Here is a 22,109-nt window from a genome sequence, read left to right as displayed (position 1 = left end):
TTACTCTCGGGTAGACTCTTGAACCGATTCCGCTGCCGTAGGCTCGGAATCCACAATCTGCTCATCCACTTCACGCAGACGTGTCACACCGGCCCCCAGAGCAATAAAGCCCAGAAAAACCAGACCGATGGGCACAAATCCGCGCAAAAATTCCACCACGGACCACCACCAGGCGGAGAGCCCCCACAGTCCTAGGGAGATGGCGATCAAGCCAAAGATGATGCTGGGCATCGCATTCACATCCTACTTTAGATATGGACAGACAAAGATATCCTACACTCACTCAAACACTGCATCATAGCACAGACTAAATTTCCGATACCAGCGTGTAAATAAACAGATCCACAACAGATGCGCAGACAACCGTTACCGGTTACGGCTCATAATCCAGAATCGGATCGTCGCCTTTCTTCTCCTGGCTGCGCCAGTTCTTTACGCCCAAGCCGTAGACCATGATCAGTAGATTGGCCATACCGGTAAACATCAGCGGTGCGGTGGGACTCATATAGTCAAACAGAAAGCCACCGATCTGCAGGAAAAAGATAATCCCAATACAGCCCGCCGTATTAAACGCCCCCATAATGGAGCCGCGAATCTCCGGCTCGGCATTGTCCAGGGCCAAAATCTGTGGTGCCAGCAGACACCCCGCCTGCCCCAACCCTACAAACAGTGCTGGCAGCAGTGACCACCAGGTCATAGGATTAATAATCAGGCTGAACCCCAAAAAGCCAAGGCCGCTGAGCAGCAATCCCAGAATCACCGCTTCAACCCGGCCATGGCGGCGAATAAACCAACCCCACAACGGAATACTTACCAGCACCATCAGACCAATAAAGCCAATGACAAAACCAGCCCTGGCGGCGGCCTGGTTATGATCCACCCCTGGCACCAGATCGCCAAAGTAGATAAACCAGGTCATCAGGAACAGTCCGATGAGCACCATGTCGTTGCGGGAGGTAAAGGCGGCCAGAAAGCTTAGGCGCAACTCTTTACGCGTCTTGACCAGCCCCACCACCCGTTTCAAAGGGAAGGAGCTGGACTCCAGTTTGGTGGCGGTCTCCACCAGGAACTGGCGCACCAGCCAAGCCCCCAACAGGGCAACGATGGCCGGTATAAGCATCACCACCTCCACCCCCACATACTTGGGTAACTGCATCAACACCGCGTAGACCAGGGTGGCCCCGAAGGCCATCATAAAGCCCACTTTTGCCAGCAGTCCCGGACGGCTTTTCTTGGTGGTGTAGTCCCCGGTCAGGGTGGAGAGCTGAGGCCACACCGCTGCGGTCCCCAGAGACATCATAATCCGCGCAAGATAGAAGATGGCCAGCGCATCGATGCCCAGCACCACCCCCAACCAGCCACTCAGGGGGGCCAGCAGCGCGGTGATCCCCGCCACCAGAAACCCCCACATGATGATGGGGATACGGCCAAAGCGGTCGGAGAGATAGCCCAGGTAACCCACCAGCGCCAGATCCAGAATCTCGGTAATGACCTGAATATTGGCATTGACGAATCCCGCATTCTCCCGCCCGATATCCAGCACATTGCGTAGAAACAACGGCTGGGTGGCCAGCACCAGGGTCATGAACACCATGGTTAGGGCCACAATCAGATAGAGCGTATTGTGATGACGCTCAAGAATAATGGGGGATACAGACATGCGCGCTTATTTACCTACCCGTTTCAAGGTGTTTGACTCAAGACAACGATACGACAAGGAACGGTGCGAGCACCGTTCCTTGTAAACCACAACCCTGTCAGACCTTAGGTTAGAAAGACCAGAAACGCTTGGCCTTCTGACGACGGTAGAGGTAGTAACCGCCCCCCACCAGAATGGCACCAATCGCCAAGGTCCCCATGGAGCCAATACCCAGCCCCAGGTTCAACCCCAGGCCACCCAACAGCGAACCGCTGCTGCCAGCGGTAGCTACGGTAGCCACAGGTGCCGCCCCTTTGATGGCGGCAGCCTGGGCGGCGTTCTGGACAGTGGCAGCACCTTTGACACCAGCAGCCTTGGTCGCCGCTACCCCCTTGGTGGCAGCTACCCCCTTAGTGGCCGCTGCTGCCTTAGCGGTTTTGGCCACAGGCTTAACTGCCTTGAACTTCAACTTGCCTGGACCGGTCAAAGTGACCTTTTCACCTTCAATCAGGGTGGCACTCAGATTGGTAATGGCCATATGACTTCACTCCAAGATAAATTGGATCTATTCTCATTACGAATGACACCAACATCTGGCATCGAAAGGGGATTTTACGTTACCCCCCACTTTTTTTCTAGCGTTGAATCGAGCTTTATCGAAAAAGCCCCGTCAAAAGCCTGAAAGGCTTCTTGATCAACTGGCCAATATCCTTCTCATGCAGCAGTCGATACTCCATCAACGTCATAAGGTAGATCAACTCTTTGCTCTCGTTTCTAACCCGCTGATAGGCGGCCCCGGCCTGCTCATCCTCCATCAGTTTGATGGCACGCATAGCCTTCTCGGCATAGAGATGAAAATCCTTATGGTGGGCAATCAGCGGCTCCATCTCTGGAAAGTGGCTGTAACGGGCCTGTCCAAATCGGTCCAGCCAGATCCCCAGCTCGCACTGATGGTGAGAGACATGGATCTTGGAGCCGGTCACACGTGAGATCTTACGGGTCTGGATCGCCTTTTCCAGTTGAAACTCATAATCCAGGTGCAGCATACGCGCCACGGACAGATCGATCATAACACCACCGTCAGGTTCGGGGTTTTCCCAACATATGGCTCACCACCTCTTGAAGATCCTTGCCCAACTGTTTCTGCTTGCGCAGAACCAGATAGGTCAGAGGAACCAGATGAAAGCTGAGCATCAATGCGATTAAAATATCCCCCAGCGACCAGATAGCGGCCACCGGCATAAACGGTCCACAAAAGGCGATGGCCACAAACAGCCATCGGAATGCCAACCGATTACGCCCCCCCAGATAGACAAAACTGCGTTCGGCAAAGTAGGACCAGTTAATGATGGTGGTAAAGGCGAACACCACCAAAAATAGGGTAACCAACAGACGCCCCATGGGACCGGCGTAAAGTTGGAATGAGGTCACCGTCAGATAGGCCCCGGTATGTTCCAGCCACAGACCGCCACTCAAGATGACCAAGCCTGTAGCACTGCACACCAGAAGGGTATCCACCATAGGGATCATCCCCGCCATAATCGCGCCACGAATGGGCTGATCATGGTTGGCCGCATGTAGGAAGGGTGCAATTCCCACACCTGATCCGTGGGAAAACACCCCACGGGAGATACCAAACTGCACCGCCTGCAACACGGTAAAGCCCGCCACCCCGCCCGCCATGGCATAGGGGGAAAAGGCGTGTCGGAACACCATCTCCAGCGCGGTCATGGCCTGATCTGGGTGGGCGATCAAGATACCAAAGGCAAATAGGATATAGATGCCTGCCATCCAGGGGGCCAGAATATTGCTGACGGTAAGAATGTTTTTCAGACCGCCCACAATCACCATGGCCACCAGCACCGACAGCGCCAACGCCACGATACCGTGGGAGAGTCCCAGATCTGATTCCACCGCATGGGCTACAGAGTTGGTCTGGATCAGATTGGCCGCCACCATCCCCTTAACGATCACCAGACCGGCGAACACCGTGGGTATCCAGCGCCAACGCCCCTCAAAGAAGCGGCTTAGATAACTCAGCGGGGTACCAAACAGAGGATGATTGGGATCCTGAGGCTGATAACGCAGCGCCATGTAAGTGGAGCACATACGGAAAGAGACCCCTAACAGCGCTGAAACCCACATCCAGAAAAGCGCCCCCGGTCCACCCAGGTGGATGGCTGTGGCCACCCCCGCCATGTTGCCCACCCCAATACTGGTGGCCAGGGCGGCAAAGAACCCCTTGGCATGATCAATGGGCGCACCATCAGCACCGCGATGCAGCCCTTTACGTCGCATGGCAAAGAAGACCGGCAGCAGACGGCGTACCGCAAAGCCTCCGGTTATGACCAGAAACAGCAACCCCAGTTCCAGATAGATCAGACTGAAGAAGGGACTCCAGATCCAGTCGGCCACACTGCCTAACATGCACGCTCCTCAACAATGTACAATGGTTGCGCCACTTTAATTGATAAAGAGCGGTGGGCACAAGCATGAAAACATAGCGCATGATGCCACAACAACGTTGTGTTGAAACGCTTTTTACGACTTACGTGAAGCGTCAGAATGCATCAAGTAATAACGCATTGAGACCATCACCCTAAACAATTTGCGATGTATGCGCTTGCAGGAATATAAAGATAAGCCCATTAAAACTCGACAGAAAAGCCGTTCAAAACTCAAAAAAAAAAAAAAATCGCTTGAAAATATAGCGTTCCATTCTTGCATAGGATCGGTTAGCCTCTAGCTAAGCAACCTTGTGTGGGGAGCTACAGAACGCTTTGAATCGGAGCCTGTTATGACACAAACCGTTGTCGCCACCAAATTGGGCCGTGATGATACCCTGACCCTTACCGGTCCAGGCGAGATCAAGATCACGGCATCTAAAAAGGTGGCCATTCTCAAGGGCTCCTCCCTCTCCCTGCCCTCCCTGGCCGCCACCGCCAAACCCACCCTGCTGGGGCTGAAACTTATGGGCCCTGCCATGGGGCTGGTGGGGGTAACCCTGGGCATGGCCTATCTGGCCAAAATGGCGGGGGATGCCATCAATAAACGCGACAAACGCCAGACCTGAGCAACCTTTGAGTCCCTAAGGTCTGTTTAAGTTTCGAAAAAAAAAGCCCGGCTATGTAGCCGGGCTTTTTTCATGGGTGATTGCACCCCTTACAGCTTGGTCGCAATCACACCAATACCAGGAATCCGCCATGCTCGGGAGAGCAACACCGAGACCAGCCCCACCAGAGAGAGCATACCGATAACCATGGCCGAAAAGCTGAAAAAGAACGGCCCAACCACCGGCACATGCAGCGCCAAAATGGAGAGCACCCCCCAGGTCCACAGCACAATCCCCTGACGGGCGTGGAAATCCACGTACTCATCATCCTGGTTAAAGATCAGTGGTACCAGACAGAGAATGCCGAGGTAGCTGAGCATGGCTAAAATGCGACTGCGTGGGGTGCGCTGTTTGGCCACAACCCCTTTTTCACGACGTGGTAACATAAACCTGACTCCGTCAGCTAATGGCTTCTTCCAGCTCACTGTCGGAATCGCCACGATTTTTCATATAAGAGTAGATACCATACCCCACTGCACCAGCCACGCCCAGTAAAATTACGGGACCCCAGGCACCCAGCCCCAACCCCAACCCCAGGCTAGGCCCTACGGAGGAGGTGGAAGCAACCGCCGCGCCACCTGCGGCTGCGGTTCCGGTAGCGGCCTGTTTGGTGGTGGTCAAGGCCACCGGCATCGCCTTGGCTGCAGCCGGTGCTTTAGCTGCCAAAGGGGCAGTCTTGGCTGCACCCGCTTTGGCTGCCTTGGCCGCTTTAACACCTTTAGCAGCCTTGGCTGCTTTAGTAGCCTCTGGTGCTTCCCACTCACCGGCGACAATGGCCTTTTGGGGAATACATTGGGGCTGACCAGCACCTGCAGCCAGCTGTTGGCCCTTGGCAGCAGCAGTACCTTTGGCCTTAGTGCCTTGAGCTGCTGGACAAGCAAAGGCTTTCATATTATTAGCCCCTTCCAGTTCGGCAGGCATTTTCATAGGAGTAGCTGGAGTAGGCGCGGCAGCAGGCATGGTTTAAATCCTCACGGCTAGACAGAAAAACAACCCATCAACAATTAAAATGGCAGAAACAGCCATTTTGTGAACACGGACATCATACCCATAGCCGCGCAACAGTCAAAACTTTTCTTTCGAAATTTCAAAGAAATAAACACGAATCATTCCCATCCCCCCCCCCTGCATAAGCTCAAAAACCTGTTCAATAAACTGTTTTTGCAGTTGCATTTTGCAGTTGCAAAACCCTTTAGGAAAGCGCATAAAAGGACTGGGGAAATGAGCACAAATACAGTAATGCGTCTCATTTAGAGTGCGCAAATAAGAAGAATCTCAAAGCTTCTCACCTTAAGCAGTCTGCCCATGACCCGCTCTATGCGTAGCGCCCTAATCCGTTCTAATGGATTGTAACCATTAAGGAGAGTCTAAAGTGACACTTGCAGATCTAAAAAAAGGGGAAAAGATGCGCGTGGCCAGTCTGAAGTGTTCCGATGACGAGCGTAACCGCTTCATCTCCATGGGACTGACCAAAGGCAAAGAGATCACCCTGCGCAATCAGGCTCCTTTCGGTGACCCCCGCATCTATACTGTCATGGGCTATGAACTGACCCTGCGCAACAAAGAAGCACAGAAGATCATGATCGAACCCATCGCCTGATCTAGAGTCGCAACGCTCCTTTTCAGTACCACTTCCCATGCTCTAAAACGGTTTAAAGGCCACCTCCATGCTTGAAAATTCACCCTCTGAGGTAACTCAGGATGCAATCACCGTAGCCCTGGTTGGTAACCCCAACTGTGGCAAGACCTCTCTTCTTAACCGCCTGACCGGCGGCAAAGATCAGGTGGGCAACTATCCTCGCGTGACGGTTTCCCTTAAAGAGCGCCTTGTCTGCCTGCAGGATCACACCTTCAGTTTGGTGGATATGCCCGGCATCTACGCCCTCTCCTCAGACACCCCCGAAGAGCGGGAGACCCGTGGTTACATTCTGGAGGGCAAGGCCGATGTCATCGTCAACGTTATCGATGCGGGCAACCTGGAGCGCTCCCTCTACCTGACTACCCAGTTGGTGGAGATGGGCACCCCCATGGTGTTTGCCCTGAACATGGTGGATGAGGTGGAGAAGGATGAGACCATCATCGATGAAAAAACTCTCAGTGAAATGCTCGGTGCACCGGTAGTCAAAACCTCGGGCCGTTCCGGTCAGGGCACCGAAGCGCTGATTAAGGCGGTGGTACGTCAGGCAGAAGAGGGCAAAGTTCGCCCCCGCCGTTTTATCAACTTTGACATGCACCTGGATAAAGCAGTTGGTAAGATCTCCACGCTGGTCAACGAACTTCACCCCAACAGCCCAGATGGGGATAACAGCCGCTGGCTGGCCATCAAATTGCTGGAAGGGGATGAAGAGGTGGTCAGCCGTGAGGATGATCACGAGCATCTGCTGGAGATGGTACACCGAGAGTGTTATGACCTCTCCCACAACCATGGCATGCACTGTTCTGCCATGATCGCGGATGCCCGCTACGGCTATGTCAACGGCATCCTGGCCGAAGCGGTCAAGAAGCCCACCTTTGTGGATGTACGCCACAAGGTAACCAACTGGCTGGACATGCTCTTTCTCAACCGTCTTCTGGGTATGCCGATTTTCTTCGGGCTGCTGTGGCTGATGTTCCACACCACCTTTACCGTGGGTGAGATTCCCATGGGCTGGATTGAAGGCGGTGTGGGGGCAATCTCCGACTTTGTAGCTGGCATCATGCCTGAGGGAATGGCCAAAGATCTCATTGTAGACGGTATTATTGCCGGGGTTGGGGGGACCATTATCTTTCTTCCCAACATTGTCATCCTCTTCTTCTTTATGGCCATCTTCAGCGAAACAGGCTATCTGGCCCGTGCCGCTTTTCTGATGGATCGCGTGATGCACATGTTTGGCCTACACGGTAAGGCGCTGATCCCCATGGTGATGGGTTTTGGCTGTAACGTGCCAGCGGTGATGGCCACCCGTACCATTGAGGATCATCGCGCCCGCATGGTGACCATTCTGGTCAACCCCTTTATGCTCTGTGCTGCCCGACTGCCGGTGTTCATTCTGTTTGCTGGAGCCTTTTTTGCGGAAAATGCCGGTACAGTTGTGTTCTCCATGTACATGATCTCCATCTTTGGTGCCATGGGTGCGGCGGTGTTGCTGAGTAAATTTTTCTTCAAAGGTGATGACAGCGCCTTTGTTATGGAACTACCCCCCTTCCGCATGCCCACCGTACGTGGTGTGTTCATTCACATGTGGGATAAGGGGATGAACTTCCTTAAAAAGATCGCCGGTGTGATCTTTGTGGGGTCCATTGTGATCTGGGTTCTTCAGGAGTTTCCCAAGGAGATTGAATGGTCCCAGGACTTCCCCACCCAGATCAGCCAGCTTGAGAGCCAGCCCAAAACCGATGCCGTTCATGAGCAGATCATCACCCTGAAACGTGCTGAGAAGCAGGAGGCTCTGGAGAAGAGCTATCTGGGACAGATCTCCCGGAGCGTCACCCCGGTTTTTGAGCCCTTGGGTTTCAATTGGAAGGATACGGTGGCCATTCTTACCGGTCTATTGGCCAAAGAGGTGGTGGTGGCCAGTTATGCGGTGATCTACGCCCAGGATGAGGAGTCTACCGAGGAGTCTGACACCCTACGCTCGGCGTTGGCCCAGAACATGACGCCGCTGGTGGCTTTCGCCTTTATGATCTTTGCCCTCTTCTACGCCCCCTGCATTGCCACCATCGCCACCATCAAGGGGGAGACCGGTGGTTGGAAGTGGGCGATCTTCTCGGTGGCCTTCTCCTTCACCCTGGCATGGAGCATGGCTTGGATCATTGTCACGGTGGGGGGTATGCTCCTATGAGTGAAGTCGCCTGGTGGGAGTGGTTTATCCTCATTCCCATCGGGGCCTGGGTGGTGTTCTACATCGGACGGGGTATTAAACGCAGCCTCTCTCCCAGTGAAGGGGGCTGTGGCAAATCGGGATGTTCCTGCGACAGCAGCAACCCCACACTGCCGAGCCAGTGTCCCACAACGGAAGCTGAGCAGAAGCAAGCCCCCCTCCCCTTTCCAGGTAAGAAGCACGACACCTGATACAAAAAAAGCCCCCGGCCATATGACCGGGGGCTTTTTTCTGGCCCATCTCGGAATAGCGGGAATAGGGGGAATAGGGGGCGTCATCTATGAAAAAGAAAAACCGAATCATGGCCGGTAAGCGACGGGATTTCTAATCGGGCTTGGCTGCCTGTGATCCGCCCGCTCGCAAGCTCGCATCGCTAGCAGACGCCTCACATCATCCAACCCTTTTAGAGCCCTACTGACCTTTAGCAGCTTCCCCTATCCGTATTGCGATGTGAGGCTTAAAAGAAAAGTCAAAAGATTTAAAGACTAAAGATTCTCTTCTTTTAATAGTTTCGATCTTGCTGGGGCTGGAGTTTGTTTAAAAAGTCAGGGCGGCGACCCTGTTGCCGATCTGTCCAAAAAAAAGCCTATCCCACTGTTTCGGGATGAACCTTTTTTCTGGCTCACCAGCACCATTCATCTATGCTCTATGCGCAAGGGGCAGATTGCTCATTTCATCCATATGCACCTTTTCTCTTACCTATTTTTTAACAAGCACCCTCCTCCCCATACTCTTAGCTACGCCCCCAGGCCAACCGATCCTTTACCTATTGAGAGAGGGATGAGAACGTCAATGGTCGTTATAGGCTGTAGAACTAGAGGATTTTTACCGATAAGCAGGAGAGAAAGTGACGACGTAAGATAAGAGACACCTCCTAGACTCCAAGAGACTTCAGACACAGCCCACCTCCACCAGAGGCGAGCAAGGGACTGGACTCCATGGATAATCGTCGGTTTGTGCTCACAGTAGCAGGCCAAACGGAGTGTCATCCATATTGGGAAACCAAAGGGACGATTCATGTCTGAAGAAGAATCCAAAATTAAGCTTAAAAGCTCAACTTCTTCAACGGATTCGAACCCTTGGCAAGATGACGAAGCGGGCAGCAGTTTTTTGTCGCCATCCGCTATTGAGCTCCCCCCTACCGAAGCCCATCATCAAGGTGCAAGCATTATCCAAAGCAGCACCACGGCCCCTGTGTCAGATCAACCTCTGGCCCGCCTACAAGAGCAGGCACGCTCTTCTCAACAGCCTTCTCATTCCTTGCAGACCCAATCGACCCAGCCCCCATTAGTAGAGCAGGAGTTGGGGCCTGATCAACTCAACGGCTTTGAGGATGAAACCTACCTTCAGGCCCTGCATCAGGAGTTGATGCTGCTGGTGGACTCCTACCAGGAGAACTTTGCCCAGTTGACCCGACAAAGTCTGCATCTCAATGAGAGTGCCAGCCTGCTTCAACAAAGGCAGATCGATATTGAGGGGAAAGAGCGGGAGATTAGCCAGCAGTATCAGCAGTTACTTCAGCACACCCAGCAGCAACACGATCCAGCACTGGATATGGATCAGCTCAAACAGCACCTGAGCACCAAACTGGATCAATTTCTGGATCAGATTGCCCAGACCCAGCCCCTGATAAGCAGAGAAACCGCCTTCTCCATGGCTGATTTTGAGGGATTTACTAAAAAGCTGGAGTCGGTCAACCAGCAGAAGATGGTTCTGTTAAACCTTAAAGAGCGCGTCCAGCAGCAGCAGGAAAAAGCGCAAAAAATGGAACAGCGTCTGACAACCTATGAGCAGTTACAGATTCAAAAACAGATAGATCTGGCGCAACGTAGCGCCACCCTAAAAGCCCGCGAAAAAGCACTGCAGAGTCTGGAGAAAAAAAGTCAACAGCAGCAGCAGGCTCAGGAATCCATGGCCCAGCAGCAGCAACAGGCCCTGCAACAACTGCACGATCAGGTCAATGAACGGGCCCACCAACTGCGGGAAAAAGATCTCAAGCTGCAAGAGGCGGAGCTGAAGCTGACCGAGCAACGCACGCGGCTCTCCCAGCAGATCGATGATCTAAACCACACCATTCAACAGCTTGGTCATCAAAAAGTTGATCTACAGAATATGGAGCGTCAGCTCCAGCAGAAACAGCGCGAACAGGCTGCCTTAAAAGAGCAGCTACAGCAGCAACAACAAGGCGCCGAACCCGCCCCCCAAAAAGGTGGCAAAAAAACCATCTGGACCTTGGCCATCACCGTTCCACTGTTGATCTTGGCCTACTATCTCTATGAGGAGTTTCTTCCCAGCGCCCGGCAACCCTCTACGCTGTCACAACCTGTGATCCCCGCCCCGCAACCACCGGCTGCCAACAGCCAGAACGTGGTTGCAGCCGCGCCCCCGACCACACGACAGACGGCGGATCGCCTCAAAAACAGCACCGATTCCAGCCCGACCACGGCTCCGACGCAACAGAGCGCTCAGGCACCCCAACCTCCAGCGGCCCCCCAGCCCCCCAAGAAGGCGCTAAAGATAACGGCGGCCCCTGCTGCGGAACCATCCAACGCCCTCCAAAAAGCGGAGCTAAAAGAGGCCCCCTTACCTGTTGCAGAACCAGCTATAGCGCCCAAAAAAGCGGAGCTAAAAGAGGCTCCCTCGCCTGCTACAGAACCAGCTATACTGCCGCAAAAAGCGACGCTCAAGGTCACGGCTCCGGTCACGCCTGAACCGCCCAAAGAGACGAAAACCAGCGCCCCAGCAGCGCCCCACCCCCCTGCCCCTGCAGCGGCATCCATCCCCGGCCATAAAGAGAAACAAGCTGAGCAACCTCCTGTAGAGGCTACACAAACCGCCAATTCATCGGCTCAAAAACCTTCTCCCTCGGCAGATCAGGAGAGGGCAGCTATAGCGCAGAAGATAGAAGCGCTATTGAAGGCTGCACAGGTCGACATCCGGCGCAACCGACTCAGCTGGCCCACCCACGACAATGCACTGATTAAAATCCGTAAGGCACTGGTGCTACACCCGAACCATGCCGGTGCCCTACAAAGCATACAGAAGGTTGCCAATCGCTACGCGTTTTTAGTGAACCGAGAGATCCAACAGGGGGATCTGGCCAAAGCCAGAATTTTCCTATCCAAAGCCCAATCCCTGGCACCCGACAGTGCCAAAGTCAAAGAGGCTGCCCAGGCCTTGGCAACAGCTAAGTAGCAGGCGCACAGATGCCGACTGGCACACCTTTTTGACCATCATCCCAGGCCATCAACCGACACAAGGTATTACTCAGGCGCTGCCTGAACCACTTCAAGAGATCTCTGCCCATGACGGTTGAAGGTCTCCAGCATATGCAGCTGCTCCTCCACACAAGCATATTTATCGGATAGACATAGAGTACAGAGGCGAGTGGTGTATTGGGTGTGCTGCATAAGGCCGGTCATCAATGTAAAGCAGTCCGAGGATTTAAATTCAGGATGCCGCATCGCCTTGCACAGACGGCTTAACCGTTTGCCATCCCAATTAACAATCACCATGTGAGGGCAGGTGCTAAAAGCGGGTTTGGAGATAAACAGCGGAGCGCTGGGATCGTCTAGGCAAGCAGGATTGATGATTTTTTCATAGGGCTGGGTGATGCAACAGGAACCCAACCCATTGCAAGGCATTGCTGGAAGATCAAATGGCTGGGCCGTTGAATTGACCATAAACACTCTCCAAACACACACGCTCCCTCATACCAATTGGACCATAAAACCAACAAATTAACAAGACGTAATCAAACCTAACTTTTGCAGTTGCACTACTTAAGATGACTGATATGTCTTTTATTATTTCTTATTCTTCAAAACCATCTCATCCAGCTTGCTTACCTGATAGGCACCCATGCCACGACCTTTTAATCATTGAGATAATAGAGATCCAGCGCATTTCACACAGGCGTGGATGAACAAGAAGCTGCCAACACAAAGCAGAGAAAAAAGCCCCTGGAGCCTAGGCTCTGTTGACATTTCATCCATGGCAGCGCCTGGAGTGGTGTGAAAGGGATTCGGAGTGCCAGGCCCTTCGGGTTTGGCCTCAAAAGCCCTTCTGCGTCATTGTTCGTCGCGCATTGAGAACCACTAAACTTGCTCCTCACGCCTAGCATAAGGGCTTTTGAGGCACAAACGCTGCTCATGTCTGAAATGTCAACAGAGCCTAAGGGCTGCAGGGGTGAGGGAGGATCAAGTCAACAAAGCCACCAACCACCGTCAGGAGGCCCGTTTAACTCTGCTATTGGGAATTTCATAGATCAGGGTGTGGGCCAGGGTCAGTCCCACAAACACCCAGCTGGCGGGACCGTGCAGTTTCATGGGTTTCATCATGCGCATGCCGGTCAACATACTCACCGCCAGAGAGGCCGCCATACCCGCTTTGATCGCCTCACGCCCAACCCGACGGCGTTTGGCACCAACACTGCGCCGCTTACCCTTGGGCAGGGAGCGTCTGGAGTTGGCAACTCTGGACTTAACCTCTACCTGGTGAGCAGGCAGAGCCTCCGTCTGCTGTTCATAAAAATCGACACGGGCATCCATAGCAGATATTCCCCGGATATATCATTGCTCTATTCTGAATTAACGCTGTTTCATTGGGGAGAAGCAGTGGCTACGCTTCTGGGCGGCATAGACCAGACCAGCCCCAACCGCCAAGGTCACCCCTGTGGCCACCACAGGGCCGCCTAGGGCCAGGGTACCAGCCACCACACCCAGCTTTTTTCCCGTCAGAGCCAATAGCCCACCACCTGCCACCACGGTGGTCTTCAAGGCAGAGGTTTTCGCAGCAGAGACCGCCTTGCGACTTTTAGGTACCATCAGCTGAGTGCTACCTGCTGCAGGCGCGATCCCCTTTTGGGAAGTTACGCCGGTACCACACTTCTGGTTGACCATCTTGTCCATCGCCATAATATCTTACCCTCTATCCGGGTGAAGTGACTGAAAAAACATGCCTGTCCAAATGCCGGGATAACAGTAATCATTCTCAGAAGCACTGTCAACTTAAATAACACTCATTCTTATTCGCAACAAACCAGTAGAGCCCCAATCCAGCCTCTACTGCAGAACAAAAAAAAGAGGCATCCCGTAGTTCGGGATGCCTCTTTGTTCAATGGGAATCGATGATTTCTCGACTATTTACCCAGATCGATAGCCATATCCATGGGGGCGTGCAGAATGGTGGCCACCTGCTTTTGACTCAACTTCTGCGCCCTGTAGCGCTGCCCCCGCAGTTCAACCCCATGGGCAAAGCTGCGTAGATGGTTAAAGGATCCACGCTGAATATTTTGGTAGACTCGGGTGACATCCTGGGCACTGGTCTCGCGCATCGCCTTGTTTAGATCAGAGATATCCAACTCCTCCACCAGCCCCCCCACTTTTAGGGCCTCACCCAAGGAGCGCTCCCCACGCTTGATCAACTTCTGGTAGAGATCCCGCAGATCCCGATCCTGGAACCGGCCCCGCACGTCCTGCCCCACCGGATCTTCCAGGCCATAACGGTTAAGCATACGCAATACCGCATCCATGTGGCGCTGTTCAGAACGGGAGACACTGCGGAAGATCGCCACCCGCCAGGTATCATACAGATGCAGATAGACATCTCTGGCCAGCTTCTCCTCTTCACGCATGTAGATTAGGTAACGCTTCTCCTCAGGCGTCAGAACGCCCCCCATGCCAAAGGCAACCGGTTGGCCGCACGGGGTGGTTGCGCCGCCCAAAGCCACCGGCTGACCACAGGGGGTCTGATTGGCCATGGCTTGATTCATGCCTGGATTGATCGGCGTGTTCATGACCACTGGCTGGGCCGCAGGCAGCAGACCGTTCAAAGAGTTAAGGGTTGCAGCAAACTTCTGCCCCTCCACACTCTGCAACACCTGCAACAGCACCACCGCCAGCACCACGACACCCACAAAGATACCCACAAAGCTGTATTTGGGCCGCTCTTTGGAGACCGAAGCGATAGGTGGCGCATCCCCACAACTGCCGCAGTCGTCAGGCTTGCAGGCTCTCTCCTGCTTGATAAAGCCAAAAGGGGAAAAACCCAAATCGGGCTCAGCAGATTCAGATTGAGGCTGATCACGGCGACCACTGCTGGTTTCACCCGCAGCAGGTTCATTCACCTCATCCAGACTCAATGTCTGGGGATCGGAGTTGGAGGTGGCTATGGGGCTCTCCCCGCCCAACTCATCCAGACTCAACGCCTGGGGATCGGAGTTGGAGGTGGCTATGGGGCTCTCCCCGCCCAACTCATCCAGGCGCAGTTCGTCCAGGCCAGCACTGGAATCTGCTGACGGGGTCGCCGCTGTATCTGCCGAGACTAGGTCATCCAGCTCCTCTTGAGCTGGTGCGCTTTTGGGACGGGATTTTGGATCGGGTTCCCAATCGTCAATTTCCATGAATCTATCCGTTTACCACCATGATCAGGGTTTTTTTATCCCCATAAGGGAACAGGGCCTTAAAAAAGGCCCTGTTAGAGTAGCAGAGTGTGACGCAAAGATCAGGGAGTTTCCAGCTCACTCGGGTCAAAAGGGTCCAGCCCCTCTACAACCTCACCTTCGATGGGAGTATCGGCCGCTTTCTCCTGGAGCTTTTGCTCTACCATCTCCACACCATAGTCCCAGGCATACTTCCCAGCCACGGCTGCGGCAAAGGCAGTTCCCAACGACAGTACCAGACCGCCACCCACCACACCCACGGTGTAGGCACTTATGGTGGTGGCTACACCGGCCCCAAGGGCCTCCTTGCTGGTGTCGATGACGATCTCTTCCGTGCTAATATCCGAACCATCCTGCTTCGCTTTCAGGTTTTTTGCCAGCGCAGCCGAGCCACCCACCACACCACCCAACACACCGACGCCAGGGGCACTTTTGGCCAGATACATCGCCAGATTAAATGCTGCCATGGTGATCTCCTTATGATCAAATATCTAATGCGCCCCACTTAAACAAGGAGCCCACAATTTAAACAGAATCGCTTCATGAACCATTGATCCAAAAGGATGATCCCAAACAACCATCCTTTTGCATGCACTAACTCTATGCAAAGAGCCAGATTGTCCATATCAGGCCTATTCTTAGCATTATACACTGCATTTTCAAAGCAAATCATCTGTTTTTTCAGATAAAAATCACTTAACTGAGCTGAAATCGCAACAGTTCTCAATCCTGCAGAGAGTCGTTCTCATTTACACATAGCGGCACCTAGCTTACCACCTACAGCGACGACCGTAGGCAGGCTTGACAGAGATAGAAATCTTACTCATAATGATTCGCGTTTGCGCTCTTGGCTCACCAACTATCAAGAGTCATATCTTTATTAAAACAGAGCGGAAACACCCTTTTCAGATTGACCGACAGATCGTAAAGTGATGCTATGCCCACTGAATCCCTTTTTTTCAAAGTACAAGGTGCCAGTCAACTGAGCCAGGTTGCACGTCTGGGCGGCACGCCAGTCAAAATAAGCACCCTCTCTACAGCCAATGCCAGTCAGTGGTTAATGTTAACGCCATTGGATGCCACAGGGGCCATGGCTGATCAAGCCACCGCTATCAAGCTAGAGGGCACACGCCAATCTTTACAGTTGGCCAAGATGACCGGGCAGGAGGTTACCGTCAGCAAGCCCCCTATGGTGATCGGTGCCGATAGTCGCTGGATTGAGCTAAGCCCCATAAAGAAGATGACCGCCGCCAGCAACAGTTCCCCTTCCATTATGATGAAGGTAGAGGGGGGCAAACAGGCCGCCCAACTCCCCTACATGTTTGGAAAGAAATATACCATCATCCCCTCCCCCGCCATGGGCGCCAAATCGGCAGGTTGGGTATTCATGAAACCTGCATCCTCCACGATGGCTGCTGATCAAGGCATGATGGCGTTGAAGTTGCAAAATGGCGCCACGACTTCCGCCCAGATTACCCCTTTGATGGGAAAGACCTTCACGGTGGAGCAGGCTCCACTAATGGCTGGTAATGCCAGCAAATGGTTCGTGCTCAAACCCGCACTGGAGCCCATAGCCGCCTCCAGTACAGCAACCGCCAAAAAGGTGGCTCTAACCAGCGGCGCACCCGAAGCCAGCGCTAAAAGTGCCACCATCAAAGCAGCCACAGCAACGGGCTCTTCCTCTCTGCTGGGCAGTGTCGGCAAAGGAGGTTTCAATCTCAGCCTCAGCTTGGGTATGGGAGCATGGGGGGCCGTGCTGCTGGTGGGGGGGGTGGCCCTTGGTCTGGGTATCTACAACTACTGCAACAAAACGAAAAAAAATAGCCCAGGGGAACAGGAGATCCAGGATCTGACATCCTGATTGATTATTGTTCTCCTACGAAAGTTGCGACTTAACCCTGACATTTCATAAATCCCAGCCCCTCTCGCTTGATCTATATTTTAAAGAACTTTTTAGCGCTTGAAAATATCAACAAGCATCTCGCGCGCGCCAAATAATACTTTAAAATTCAAGATAATATGCGATAACCGAAGGTGATTTATGAAATATCCGGGGTAACAGAGGCCATAATAATTTTCAGCTTGACTTGCTAATGAGAATTATTCATATTTACACTCAACTTATTAATTCTTCCGTGGAGAACAATCTCGTGAGCAACCAGCCCAAGCAAGATCAAAGCCGTGACAGATCTTCAGATCTCATGAATGGGCCTGCCAGCCTGTTAGATGATGTCTACATCTCCTCTACCAGCAAAACCACGGCCTCCTCTGCGGTTAAAAGCGGAACCAGTACCGGCACCCAGGCTGCAAAGAACAATCTGAAGATGGCCCAGAGCAGCAAGGGCGCTCTAACCAAAGGTGGTACAGCAGTGGTTGGGGGTTCCAGTGCCAAGTGGGCTACAGGATTGATGTTAGCAGCACCGAGTTTTGCCGCAGGCATGCTGGTGGGTGCAGGTTTTGCTTGCCTACACTATGCCGGATGCCGCAGCAACCGCCGCGCCTATGCCCGTAGCGTGGCTGTTTGAACAGCAGAGCCAAGCCTCAAAGCTTTTACACCTCTTACTGCATCATGGGGTCTATGCCTGCTCATTCCCTTGATAAAGACTCTTCTTGAACATCAATTTTTCTGAATATGCTGGCCCTTCACCATATAGAGCAAGGGTTCTAGAGCAGTAATCTACACAACTCCCATGTCGGGTGAAGTGGCTACACTTTCACGGACACATCTAACCGAATAATCTGAGAGGATCAGAAAAGGAGAGTGTAGACATGAACAAGAAGCATCAGTAGCGATCCTCCTCAATCCCAGGCACAAAGCAGACCTTGCCTATGCCCTCCTCTTGTTGATGACCAATAGTGGTGAAAACAGCGGACCTAGAGCGTGCTAACGATTCAGTGCGGCAAAGGGATTAAAGCCCGGTGGGGGTTGTTTTACCACAGTGGAAATTTTGAATTGTGGATCCCCTTTATGCTCGGCAAGGGAAACGCGTTCTGGCGGGGTGGAACGACGCTTATTGTCGTAGACCACATGAACAGCTGGTTCCAACAGCGCATCGGGGTGGTTTTCTGCCACCACACCAAGCGTGCCATTTCCCAGTTCCACCAGCGTGCCTACCGGATAGACCCCTATAGCCTGAACGAACTGTTGAGTTAGGGTCTTATCATAGCTTTTACCCGCCAGTGACATAATTTTCTGCAACCCCATGATAGGTGTTGAGGCTTGATGATAGGGGCGTGGTGAGGTGATGGCATCAAAGGCATCGGCAATACCAGCCATCTGCGCAATGGCGGGCACGTCATCCCCCATTTTATGGGAGGGGTAGCCGGATCCATCCAACCGCTCATGATGAGCAAGGGCAATAGTCAAAACCTCCTGGGGCATACCGGGAATCTTCTGCAACGCTTTATGTCCCAACAGGGCGTGACGGCGCACCAGTTGCATTGTCCCCTGGCTCAAGCGGCCTGCATGTTGATAAAGATCGGCTGAGATAAAGGATTTACCTACATCGTGTAGCATACCACCAAGCCCCACATTAATCGTTGTGCGCTCGTCCATACCCAGATGCTGGCAAAAAGCGATTAGATAGGTAGCTACATTTACCGAATGGGTATAGGTCTCAGCGGATTTATCTTTGAGCATGGCCAAGGCCAAAGCGGAGTTTCTATTACGCCGAAACGATTCCTGAATTTGTTGGCAGGTGTTGGCAATGGGGCCGACTTCCACCCCACCCCCTTGGGCCAGGCTGTACAAAGCCCCTTTAACCTGCTGGGTGGCCTGCTGGCGAATTGCTTGCGCCAGAGGAAACTCCAGCTCCAGATCCACCGCTTCAGGCTGTATAGCTGTAGGCTGTACCGGCTGTTGCACAACAGCCCCCCCTCCACCCAGCTCATCCAGTTGCCGGGAAAAAAGTCTCTCTTCATCACGTTTTTGCAATGGTTGGGCAACCACTGCATCATGGGAATCTGGGTTGCTCGCCCCTATCGGTTGGAGCAGGGTCTCATCAAGAGGCTGCACAGGAGGAATCTGCTGGGCGCAGAGTTGGCTGATCTGGAACATTTTGTCCACACAGGCGATATTCAGAAGACGATCCACAACCTCATGATTGGTGACAACAAAAAGCTGATTGCGGTCCCCGCCACAGTGCTTCCACACCATCATCATCAGGCCGATACCTTCGGCACAAATGGAGCTGATACTTTGTAGATCTATAAGGTAGGACAACGATCCAGGATATTGGCGTATGACCGCCTGAAATGCTTGGTTAAGGGCATGATCAAAGTCACCTTTTACCTTCAGGTGAACCACACCCTTCTGCTGACAGCAAAGCAGTTCCGGTTTGTCCGATTGAGACATAGTATTCCAGCTTTCATCTGCTAAAAACCAAGAGATGCTCTATTGTAGCCAATAATATCTCATTTTCTATCGTTATGCAGTTATTTCTTCGCTTTACGAACCACCACACATAGATTTACGTCCAAAAGATCTATCCCCCATGACGGCAAGACTTAAAACTGTAAGATTAGAACATTGCTATTTGCACACCTTTGAGCCTACTTAGAAAGCTGAGGTGAGATCATCGGCCAGGACCACAGGTACGGTATCCAGCGATAGCTGTTTGGCTGCCTTCAATCGTAGATGACCATCCACCACCGTACCATCACTTTTGGCCACCACAGGGATACGGAAGCCAAATTCACGGATGGCCGCACACATCTGATCCACTACATCGTCGTTACGACGGGGGTTGCGCGCATAGGGCACCAACCGTTCCAACGGCCACTGCTCCAGCGTGAGTTCACCAATCTGTTCCATGGGCTGTCCAATCATATCTCAACAGGGGCTTCAGCGATCTCTTCCAATAGACCACGCAGCCGTTGATCCAGGGATACCTGCATCAAATGGGGATCTACCCCTAACTCAGCCACCATCTCAGGAACCACTCGCGAGGGCCAATTCTGAATCATATCTCTGAGCTGTCGTAGCTGTTGGAAGAGGCGTTTTTCAGTTTGATGACGATCGATCAACGTTCCTTTGATCTCATCCAACTTGATCTTGGCAATCTGCACCTTGATCACTTCGGATGCGGTACGCGCCTGCAACAAGGTCATGCCCCCTACACTGGGCAGCTCACCCTGCTTTTTCAGGGTATCCCGCACACTGTTGACCGCTGCGACAGGAACTGGCTTACGGCCAAGCTTGTTGCCTGAGCGCTGTTTGGTGGCCTGTGTATTGGACGCCCACTGCTCTACAACTTTTTCAGGATTCCAAGATCCATCAGGTTCCCGGCGGATACGACCTGCTTTGATCGCTTTGCGGACTGCGGTTTCACTAACGCCAAGGAATGCAGCCAACTCCCGGTTACTGCGCAATGATTCAAAATCGTTGTCATCCATGATCAAGCCCAGGCTAAGGTGCGAACCCCGTGCGAACCTGCTGCGAACCCAAATGCACCTGGGTTCGCACATTTAACCTACTGTTCTATTGGAGTTTTGATCAGGTGCGAACCTATGGTGCGAACCCAAAATTCTGCTCTGTCGGTAGCGAAATCCCGAGCTGAGGCGCACCACATAGGTTGTGCGCCAGGAAGGACCCAGAAAACAAAGACTTACACGCGAAGACTGTCACTTACCCCCACAGATCTCCTCAACCTGAACTACCCGACCTTCCAAGGCTTTGATCGCCTGATCCCGCAACGCCAGATCCCGTTGGGCATCAGCGATGCGGTAGCGATCCGAAGAGGCATCATCCACCCTTGCCGCCAAAGCATCTACCCGACCACTGAGGATGGCCAGTTCCACACGCATCTGTTCAATGGTCGTCAGTTGCCACGCCATCAAGGCCGCCACCCCCATGGTAAGGATGGTCTGAACGTGCCGTTCCAAGCCCCGACGACGCTCTACGCTTTGTTCATGGGCTGTCATTCGTCTTTTCCTTTTTCACCCATCAGTACCGAAGCAGCAGCTGTTCCAGCTACCAACAGTTCAGTGATGGCACTGGCTTCTTCCTGGGACATGCCAAACATGGCCAGCAGCACAGCAACCCCGCTCCACGAAGAAGGTTCCCGCACCCGACTCAAGAGAGAGTTGACAATGATATTGAGGGACATGGTGTACTCCTGACTTTCTGACATGATTGCAAACACTTTCGATGTCAGTTAACATCGCAGTGCTTTGTATTTCTTAACAACTTTTCTAACGGGGCTGAGCATGACCAAATCAGAGCTCATCGTAGCCATTGCAGATAAGTGTGATCTGAGCAAACAGCTTGCTGACAGAGCTATTGATCTTGTATTCGATGACCTGTCTAGAGCGTTGGCCCGTGGTGAACGGACCGAAATCCGAGGCTTTGGTGTTTTTGAACCGAGAGCCCGCTAACCCAGAGGTGCCCGCAACCCAAAGACGGGGGAACGGGTTGAGGTTGAAGCTAAGACCGCTGTGCATTTCAAACCGGGGAAATCGCTGCGTGAACGCGTTGATTACTGAGCTTTAGTAGCTCCAGATCCAGGGCCGAGGACGGCCTTGTGCATTGTTCAGCGTGTCCAGATGGATAAAGCGTGACTGGTGTGGTCCACGCTGTTTGACACCAAGTCCCGTAAAGCCATGGTGTGTTGCCAGGGCAAGCAATGCATGAGCATCATGCCCAGCCACCTGGACATCAACGGCACACCCTGTGGTGTGAGGACCATCATGCCCCGAGGAGGACACGGCTGCGTTGTGGTTTGGACAACGGTATGCGCTGGTCAGGGGCATGGGCTTACCAAACGCCATGCGTAGTTCTTCCAGCTGGGCCATGAATCGCTCATCCATCAGGGCTTGGCCACAACCACAACGACACTGCAGCTCATCGTGAGAAAAATGGGGCCAGTGCTGTTCAGACATGATCCCCACCTTCACCGAGTAAAAAACGCAGCATGACACCCAACACGGCGACCGCCACCAGTCCCACAAGAATTGACCCGGCTAACGACGCTACCAACAGCAGTGAACTACCCATTTCAAACTCCATAAACGCAGAAACCCACCGCCAGGTTACCCCGGGGTGGGTTTCGTGTATTC

General features: G+C 53.0%; 25 protein-coding genes and 2 pseudogenes. 8 read left to right on the top strand and 19 right to left on the bottom strand.

Features of this window, described 5'->3' with window-relative positions; translation table 11 throughout:
* From mamI to V5T57_RS15885, 5 genes are all read right to left on the bottom strand, one after another.
* Positions 1-231, bottom strand: a complete 231-nt coding sequence (gene mamI, locus V5T57_RS15905) for a magnetosome protein MamI (RefSeq protein WP_332892234.1) — start codon at positions 229-231, stop codon at positions 1-3.
* A gap of 142 nt (positions 232-373) precedes the next feature.
* Positions 374-1,660: a magnetosome biogenesis transporter MamH gene (gene mamH, locus V5T57_RS15900; RefSeq protein WP_332892233.1), complete on the bottom strand. Its 1,287-nt coding sequence runs from the start codon at positions 1,658-1,660 to the stop codon at positions 374-376.
* Between the two features lie 109 nt (positions 1,661-1,769).
* The gene (locus V5T57_RS15895) at positions 1,770-2,177 is read right to left on the bottom strand and encodes a hypothetical protein (protein WP_332892232.1); all 408 of its coding nucleotides are present in this window, start codon (positions 2,175-2,177) and stop codon (positions 1,770-1,772) included.
* Positions 2,178-2,292: 115 nt separating this feature from the next.
* Complete coding sequence (locus V5T57_RS15890) at positions 2,293-2,709, bottom strand: CZB domain-containing protein (RefSeq protein ID WP_332892231.1); 417 nt, start codon at positions 2,707-2,709, stop codon at positions 2,293-2,295.
* A 10-nt stretch (positions 2,710-2,719) separates the two neighbouring features.
* Positions 2,720-4,066 (bottom strand): alanine/glycine:cation symporter family protein, encoded by a 1,347-nt coding sequence (locus tag V5T57_RS15885; protein ID WP_332892230.1) that lies wholly within the window; start codon positions 4,064-4,066, stop codon positions 2,720-2,722.
* A 370-nt stretch (positions 4,067-4,436) separates the two neighbouring features.
* Between V5T57_RS15885 and V5T57_RS15880 the strand changes: the two genes are divergently transcribed.
* Positions 4,437-4,712, top strand: a complete 276-nt coding sequence (locus tag V5T57_RS15880; protein WP_332892229.1) for a hypothetical protein — start codon at positions 4,437-4,439, stop codon at positions 4,710-4,712.
* Positions 4,713-4,801: 89 nt separating this feature from the next.
* Here the strand turns inward: V5T57_RS15880 and V5T57_RS15875 are convergent, their stop codons facing one another.
* Positions 4,802-5,137 (bottom strand): hypothetical protein, encoded by a 336-nt coding sequence (locus V5T57_RS15875; protein ID WP_332892228.1) that lies wholly within the window; start codon positions 5,135-5,137, stop codon positions 4,802-4,804.
* A gap of 13 nt (positions 5,138-5,150) precedes the next feature.
* A complete protein-coding gene (locus tag V5T57_RS15870; protein ID WP_332892227.1) occupies positions 5,151-5,711 on the bottom strand; it encodes a hypothetical protein in 561 nt (186 codons plus the stop codon).
* Positions 5,712-6,123: 412 nt separating this feature from the next.
* Between V5T57_RS15870 and V5T57_RS15865 the strand changes: the two genes are divergently transcribed.
* From V5T57_RS15865 to V5T57_RS15850, 4 genes are all read left to right on the top strand, one after another.
* Positions 6,124-6,351 (top strand): FeoA family protein, encoded by a 228-nt coding sequence (locus V5T57_RS15865; RefSeq protein ID WP_332892226.1) that lies wholly within the window; start codon positions 6,124-6,126, stop codon positions 6,349-6,351.
* A gap of 67 nt (positions 6,352-6,418) precedes the next feature.
* Positions 6,419-8,572 (top strand): ferrous iron transport protein B, encoded by a 2,154-nt coding sequence (gene feoB / locus V5T57_RS15860; RefSeq protein WP_332892225.1) that lies wholly within the window; start codon positions 6,419-6,421, stop codon positions 8,570-8,572.
* Complete coding sequence (locus V5T57_RS15855; RefSeq protein ID WP_332892224.1) at positions 8,569-8,802, top strand: hypothetical protein; 234 nt, start codon at positions 8,569-8,571, stop codon at positions 8,800-8,802. Before feoB ends, V5T57_RS15855 begins: the two co-directional genes overlap by 4 nt.
* Before the next feature lie 826 nt (positions 8,803-9,628).
* Positions 9,629-11,806, top strand: coding sequence for a hypothetical protein (locus tag V5T57_RS15850; protein WP_332892223.1), 2,178 nt, complete (start codon positions 9,629-9,631; stop codon positions 11,804-11,806).
* A gap of 68 nt (positions 11,807-11,874) precedes the next feature.
* Here the strand turns inward: V5T57_RS15850 and V5T57_RS15845 are convergent, their stop codons facing one another.
* From V5T57_RS15845 to mamC, 5 genes are all read right to left on the bottom strand, one after another.
* Complete coding sequence (locus V5T57_RS15845) at positions 11,875-12,294, bottom strand: hypothetical protein (protein WP_332892222.1); 420 nt, start codon at positions 12,292-12,294, stop codon at positions 11,875-11,877.
* Positions 12,295-12,837: 543 nt separating this feature from the next.
* The gene (locus tag V5T57_RS15840) at positions 12,838-13,161 is read right to left on the bottom strand and encodes a hypothetical protein (RefSeq protein WP_332892221.1); all 324 of its coding nucleotides are present in this window, start codon (positions 13,159-13,161) and stop codon (positions 12,838-12,840) included.
* A gap of 39 nt (positions 13,162-13,200) precedes the next feature.
* Positions 13,201-13,527 carry a hypothetical protein gene (locus V5T57_RS15835; protein ID WP_332892220.1) on the bottom strand — a complete coding sequence of 109 codons (327 nt, stop codon included), beginning with the start codon at positions 13,525-13,527 and terminating at the stop codon, positions 13,201-13,203.
* 224 nt (positions 13,528-13,751) lie between these two features.
* On the bottom strand, positions 13,752-15,014 hold the full coding sequence (locus V5T57_RS15830) for a DUF2202 domain-containing protein (protein ID WP_332892219.1): 1,263 nt from the start codon (positions 15,012-15,014) through the stop codon (positions 13,752-13,754).
* A gap of 101 nt (positions 15,015-15,115) precedes the next feature.
* Positions 15,116-15,520 carry a magnetosome protein MamC gene (mamC, locus tag V5T57_RS15825; RefSeq protein WP_332892218.1) on the bottom strand — a complete coding sequence of 135 codons (405 nt, stop codon included), beginning with the start codon at positions 15,518-15,520 and terminating at the stop codon, positions 15,116-15,118.
* Between the two features lie 470 nt (positions 15,521-15,990).
* Between mamC and mamD the strand changes: the two genes are divergently transcribed.
* Together mamD and V5T57_RS15815 are read left to right on the top strand one after the other, a co-directional pair.
* On the top strand, positions 15,991-16,914 hold the full coding sequence (mamD, locus tag V5T57_RS15820; RefSeq protein ID WP_332892217.1) for a magnetosome protein MamD: 924 nt from the start codon (positions 15,991-15,993) through the stop codon (positions 16,912-16,914).
* A 289-nt stretch (positions 16,915-17,203) separates the two neighbouring features.
* A complete protein-coding gene (locus tag V5T57_RS15815; protein WP_332892216.1) occupies positions 17,204-17,578 on the top strand; it encodes a hypothetical protein in 375 nt (124 codons plus the stop codon).
* Positions 17,579-17,937: 359 nt separating this feature from the next.
* Here the strand turns inward: V5T57_RS15815 and V5T57_RS15810 are convergent, their stop codons facing one another.
* The 5 genes and pseudogenes from V5T57_RS15810 to V5T57_RS15790 all read right to left on the bottom strand — a co-directional run bounded on the left by V5T57_RS15810 (position 17,938) and on the right by V5T57_RS15790 (position 21,160).
* Positions 17,938-19,407, bottom strand: coding sequence for an HD domain-containing phosphohydrolase (locus tag V5T57_RS15810; RefSeq protein ID WP_332892215.1), 1,470 nt, complete (start codon positions 19,405-19,407; stop codon positions 17,938-17,940).
* Positions 19,408-19,623: 216 nt separating this feature from the next.
* Positions 19,624-19,866, bottom strand: a pseudogene (locus tag V5T57_RS15805) (ParB N-terminal domain-containing protein); the annotation flags it as partial.
* Between the two features lie 11 nt (positions 19,867-19,877).
* A complete protein-coding gene (locus V5T57_RS15800; protein WP_332892213.1) occupies positions 19,878-20,447 on the bottom strand; it encodes an elements of external origin in 570 nt (189 codons plus the stop codon).
* Between the two features lie 228 nt (positions 20,448-20,675).
* Positions 20,676-20,975 carry a hypothetical protein gene (locus tag V5T57_RS15795; protein ID WP_332892212.1) on the bottom strand — a complete coding sequence of 100 codons (300 nt, stop codon included), beginning with the start codon at positions 20,973-20,975 and terminating at the stop codon, positions 20,676-20,678.
* Positions 20,972-21,160 carry a hypothetical protein gene (locus V5T57_RS15790; RefSeq protein WP_332892211.1) on the bottom strand — a complete coding sequence of 63 codons (189 nt, stop codon included), beginning with the start codon at positions 21,158-21,160 and terminating at the stop codon, positions 20,972-20,974. Before V5T57_RS15790 ends, V5T57_RS15795 begins: the two co-directional genes overlap by 4 nt.
* 100 nt (positions 21,161-21,260) lie before the next feature.
* On the opposite strand from V5T57_RS15790, the pseudogene V5T57_RS15785 reads away from it, so the two are divergent.
* Positions 21,261-21,536: pseudogene (locus V5T57_RS15785) on the top strand (HU family DNA-binding protein).
* A 3-nt stretch (positions 21,537-21,539) separates the two neighbouring features.
* Here V5T57_RS15785 and V5T57_RS15780 read toward each other — a convergent pair.
* Positions 21,540-21,932: a D-Ala-D-Ala carboxypeptidase family metallohydrolase gene (locus V5T57_RS15780; RefSeq protein WP_332892210.1), complete on the bottom strand. Its 393-nt coding sequence runs from the start codon at positions 21,930-21,932 to the stop codon at positions 21,540-21,542.
* The gene (locus V5T57_RS15775) at positions 21,925-22,047 is read right to left on the bottom strand and encodes a hypothetical protein (protein WP_332892209.1); all 123 of its coding nucleotides are present in this window, start codon (positions 22,045-22,047) and stop codon (positions 21,925-21,927) included. Before V5T57_RS15775 ends, V5T57_RS15780 begins: the two co-directional genes overlap by 8 nt.
* Positions 22,048-22,109 lie beyond the last annotated feature (62 nt).

It is taken from the genome of Magnetococcus sp. PR-3 (assembly GCF_036689865.1).
Taxonomy (GTDB): Bacteria; Pseudomonadota; Magnetococcia; order Magnetococcales; family Magnetococcaceae; genus Magnetococcus.
This window is presented reverse-complemented; position numbering and strand designations above follow the sequence as displayed.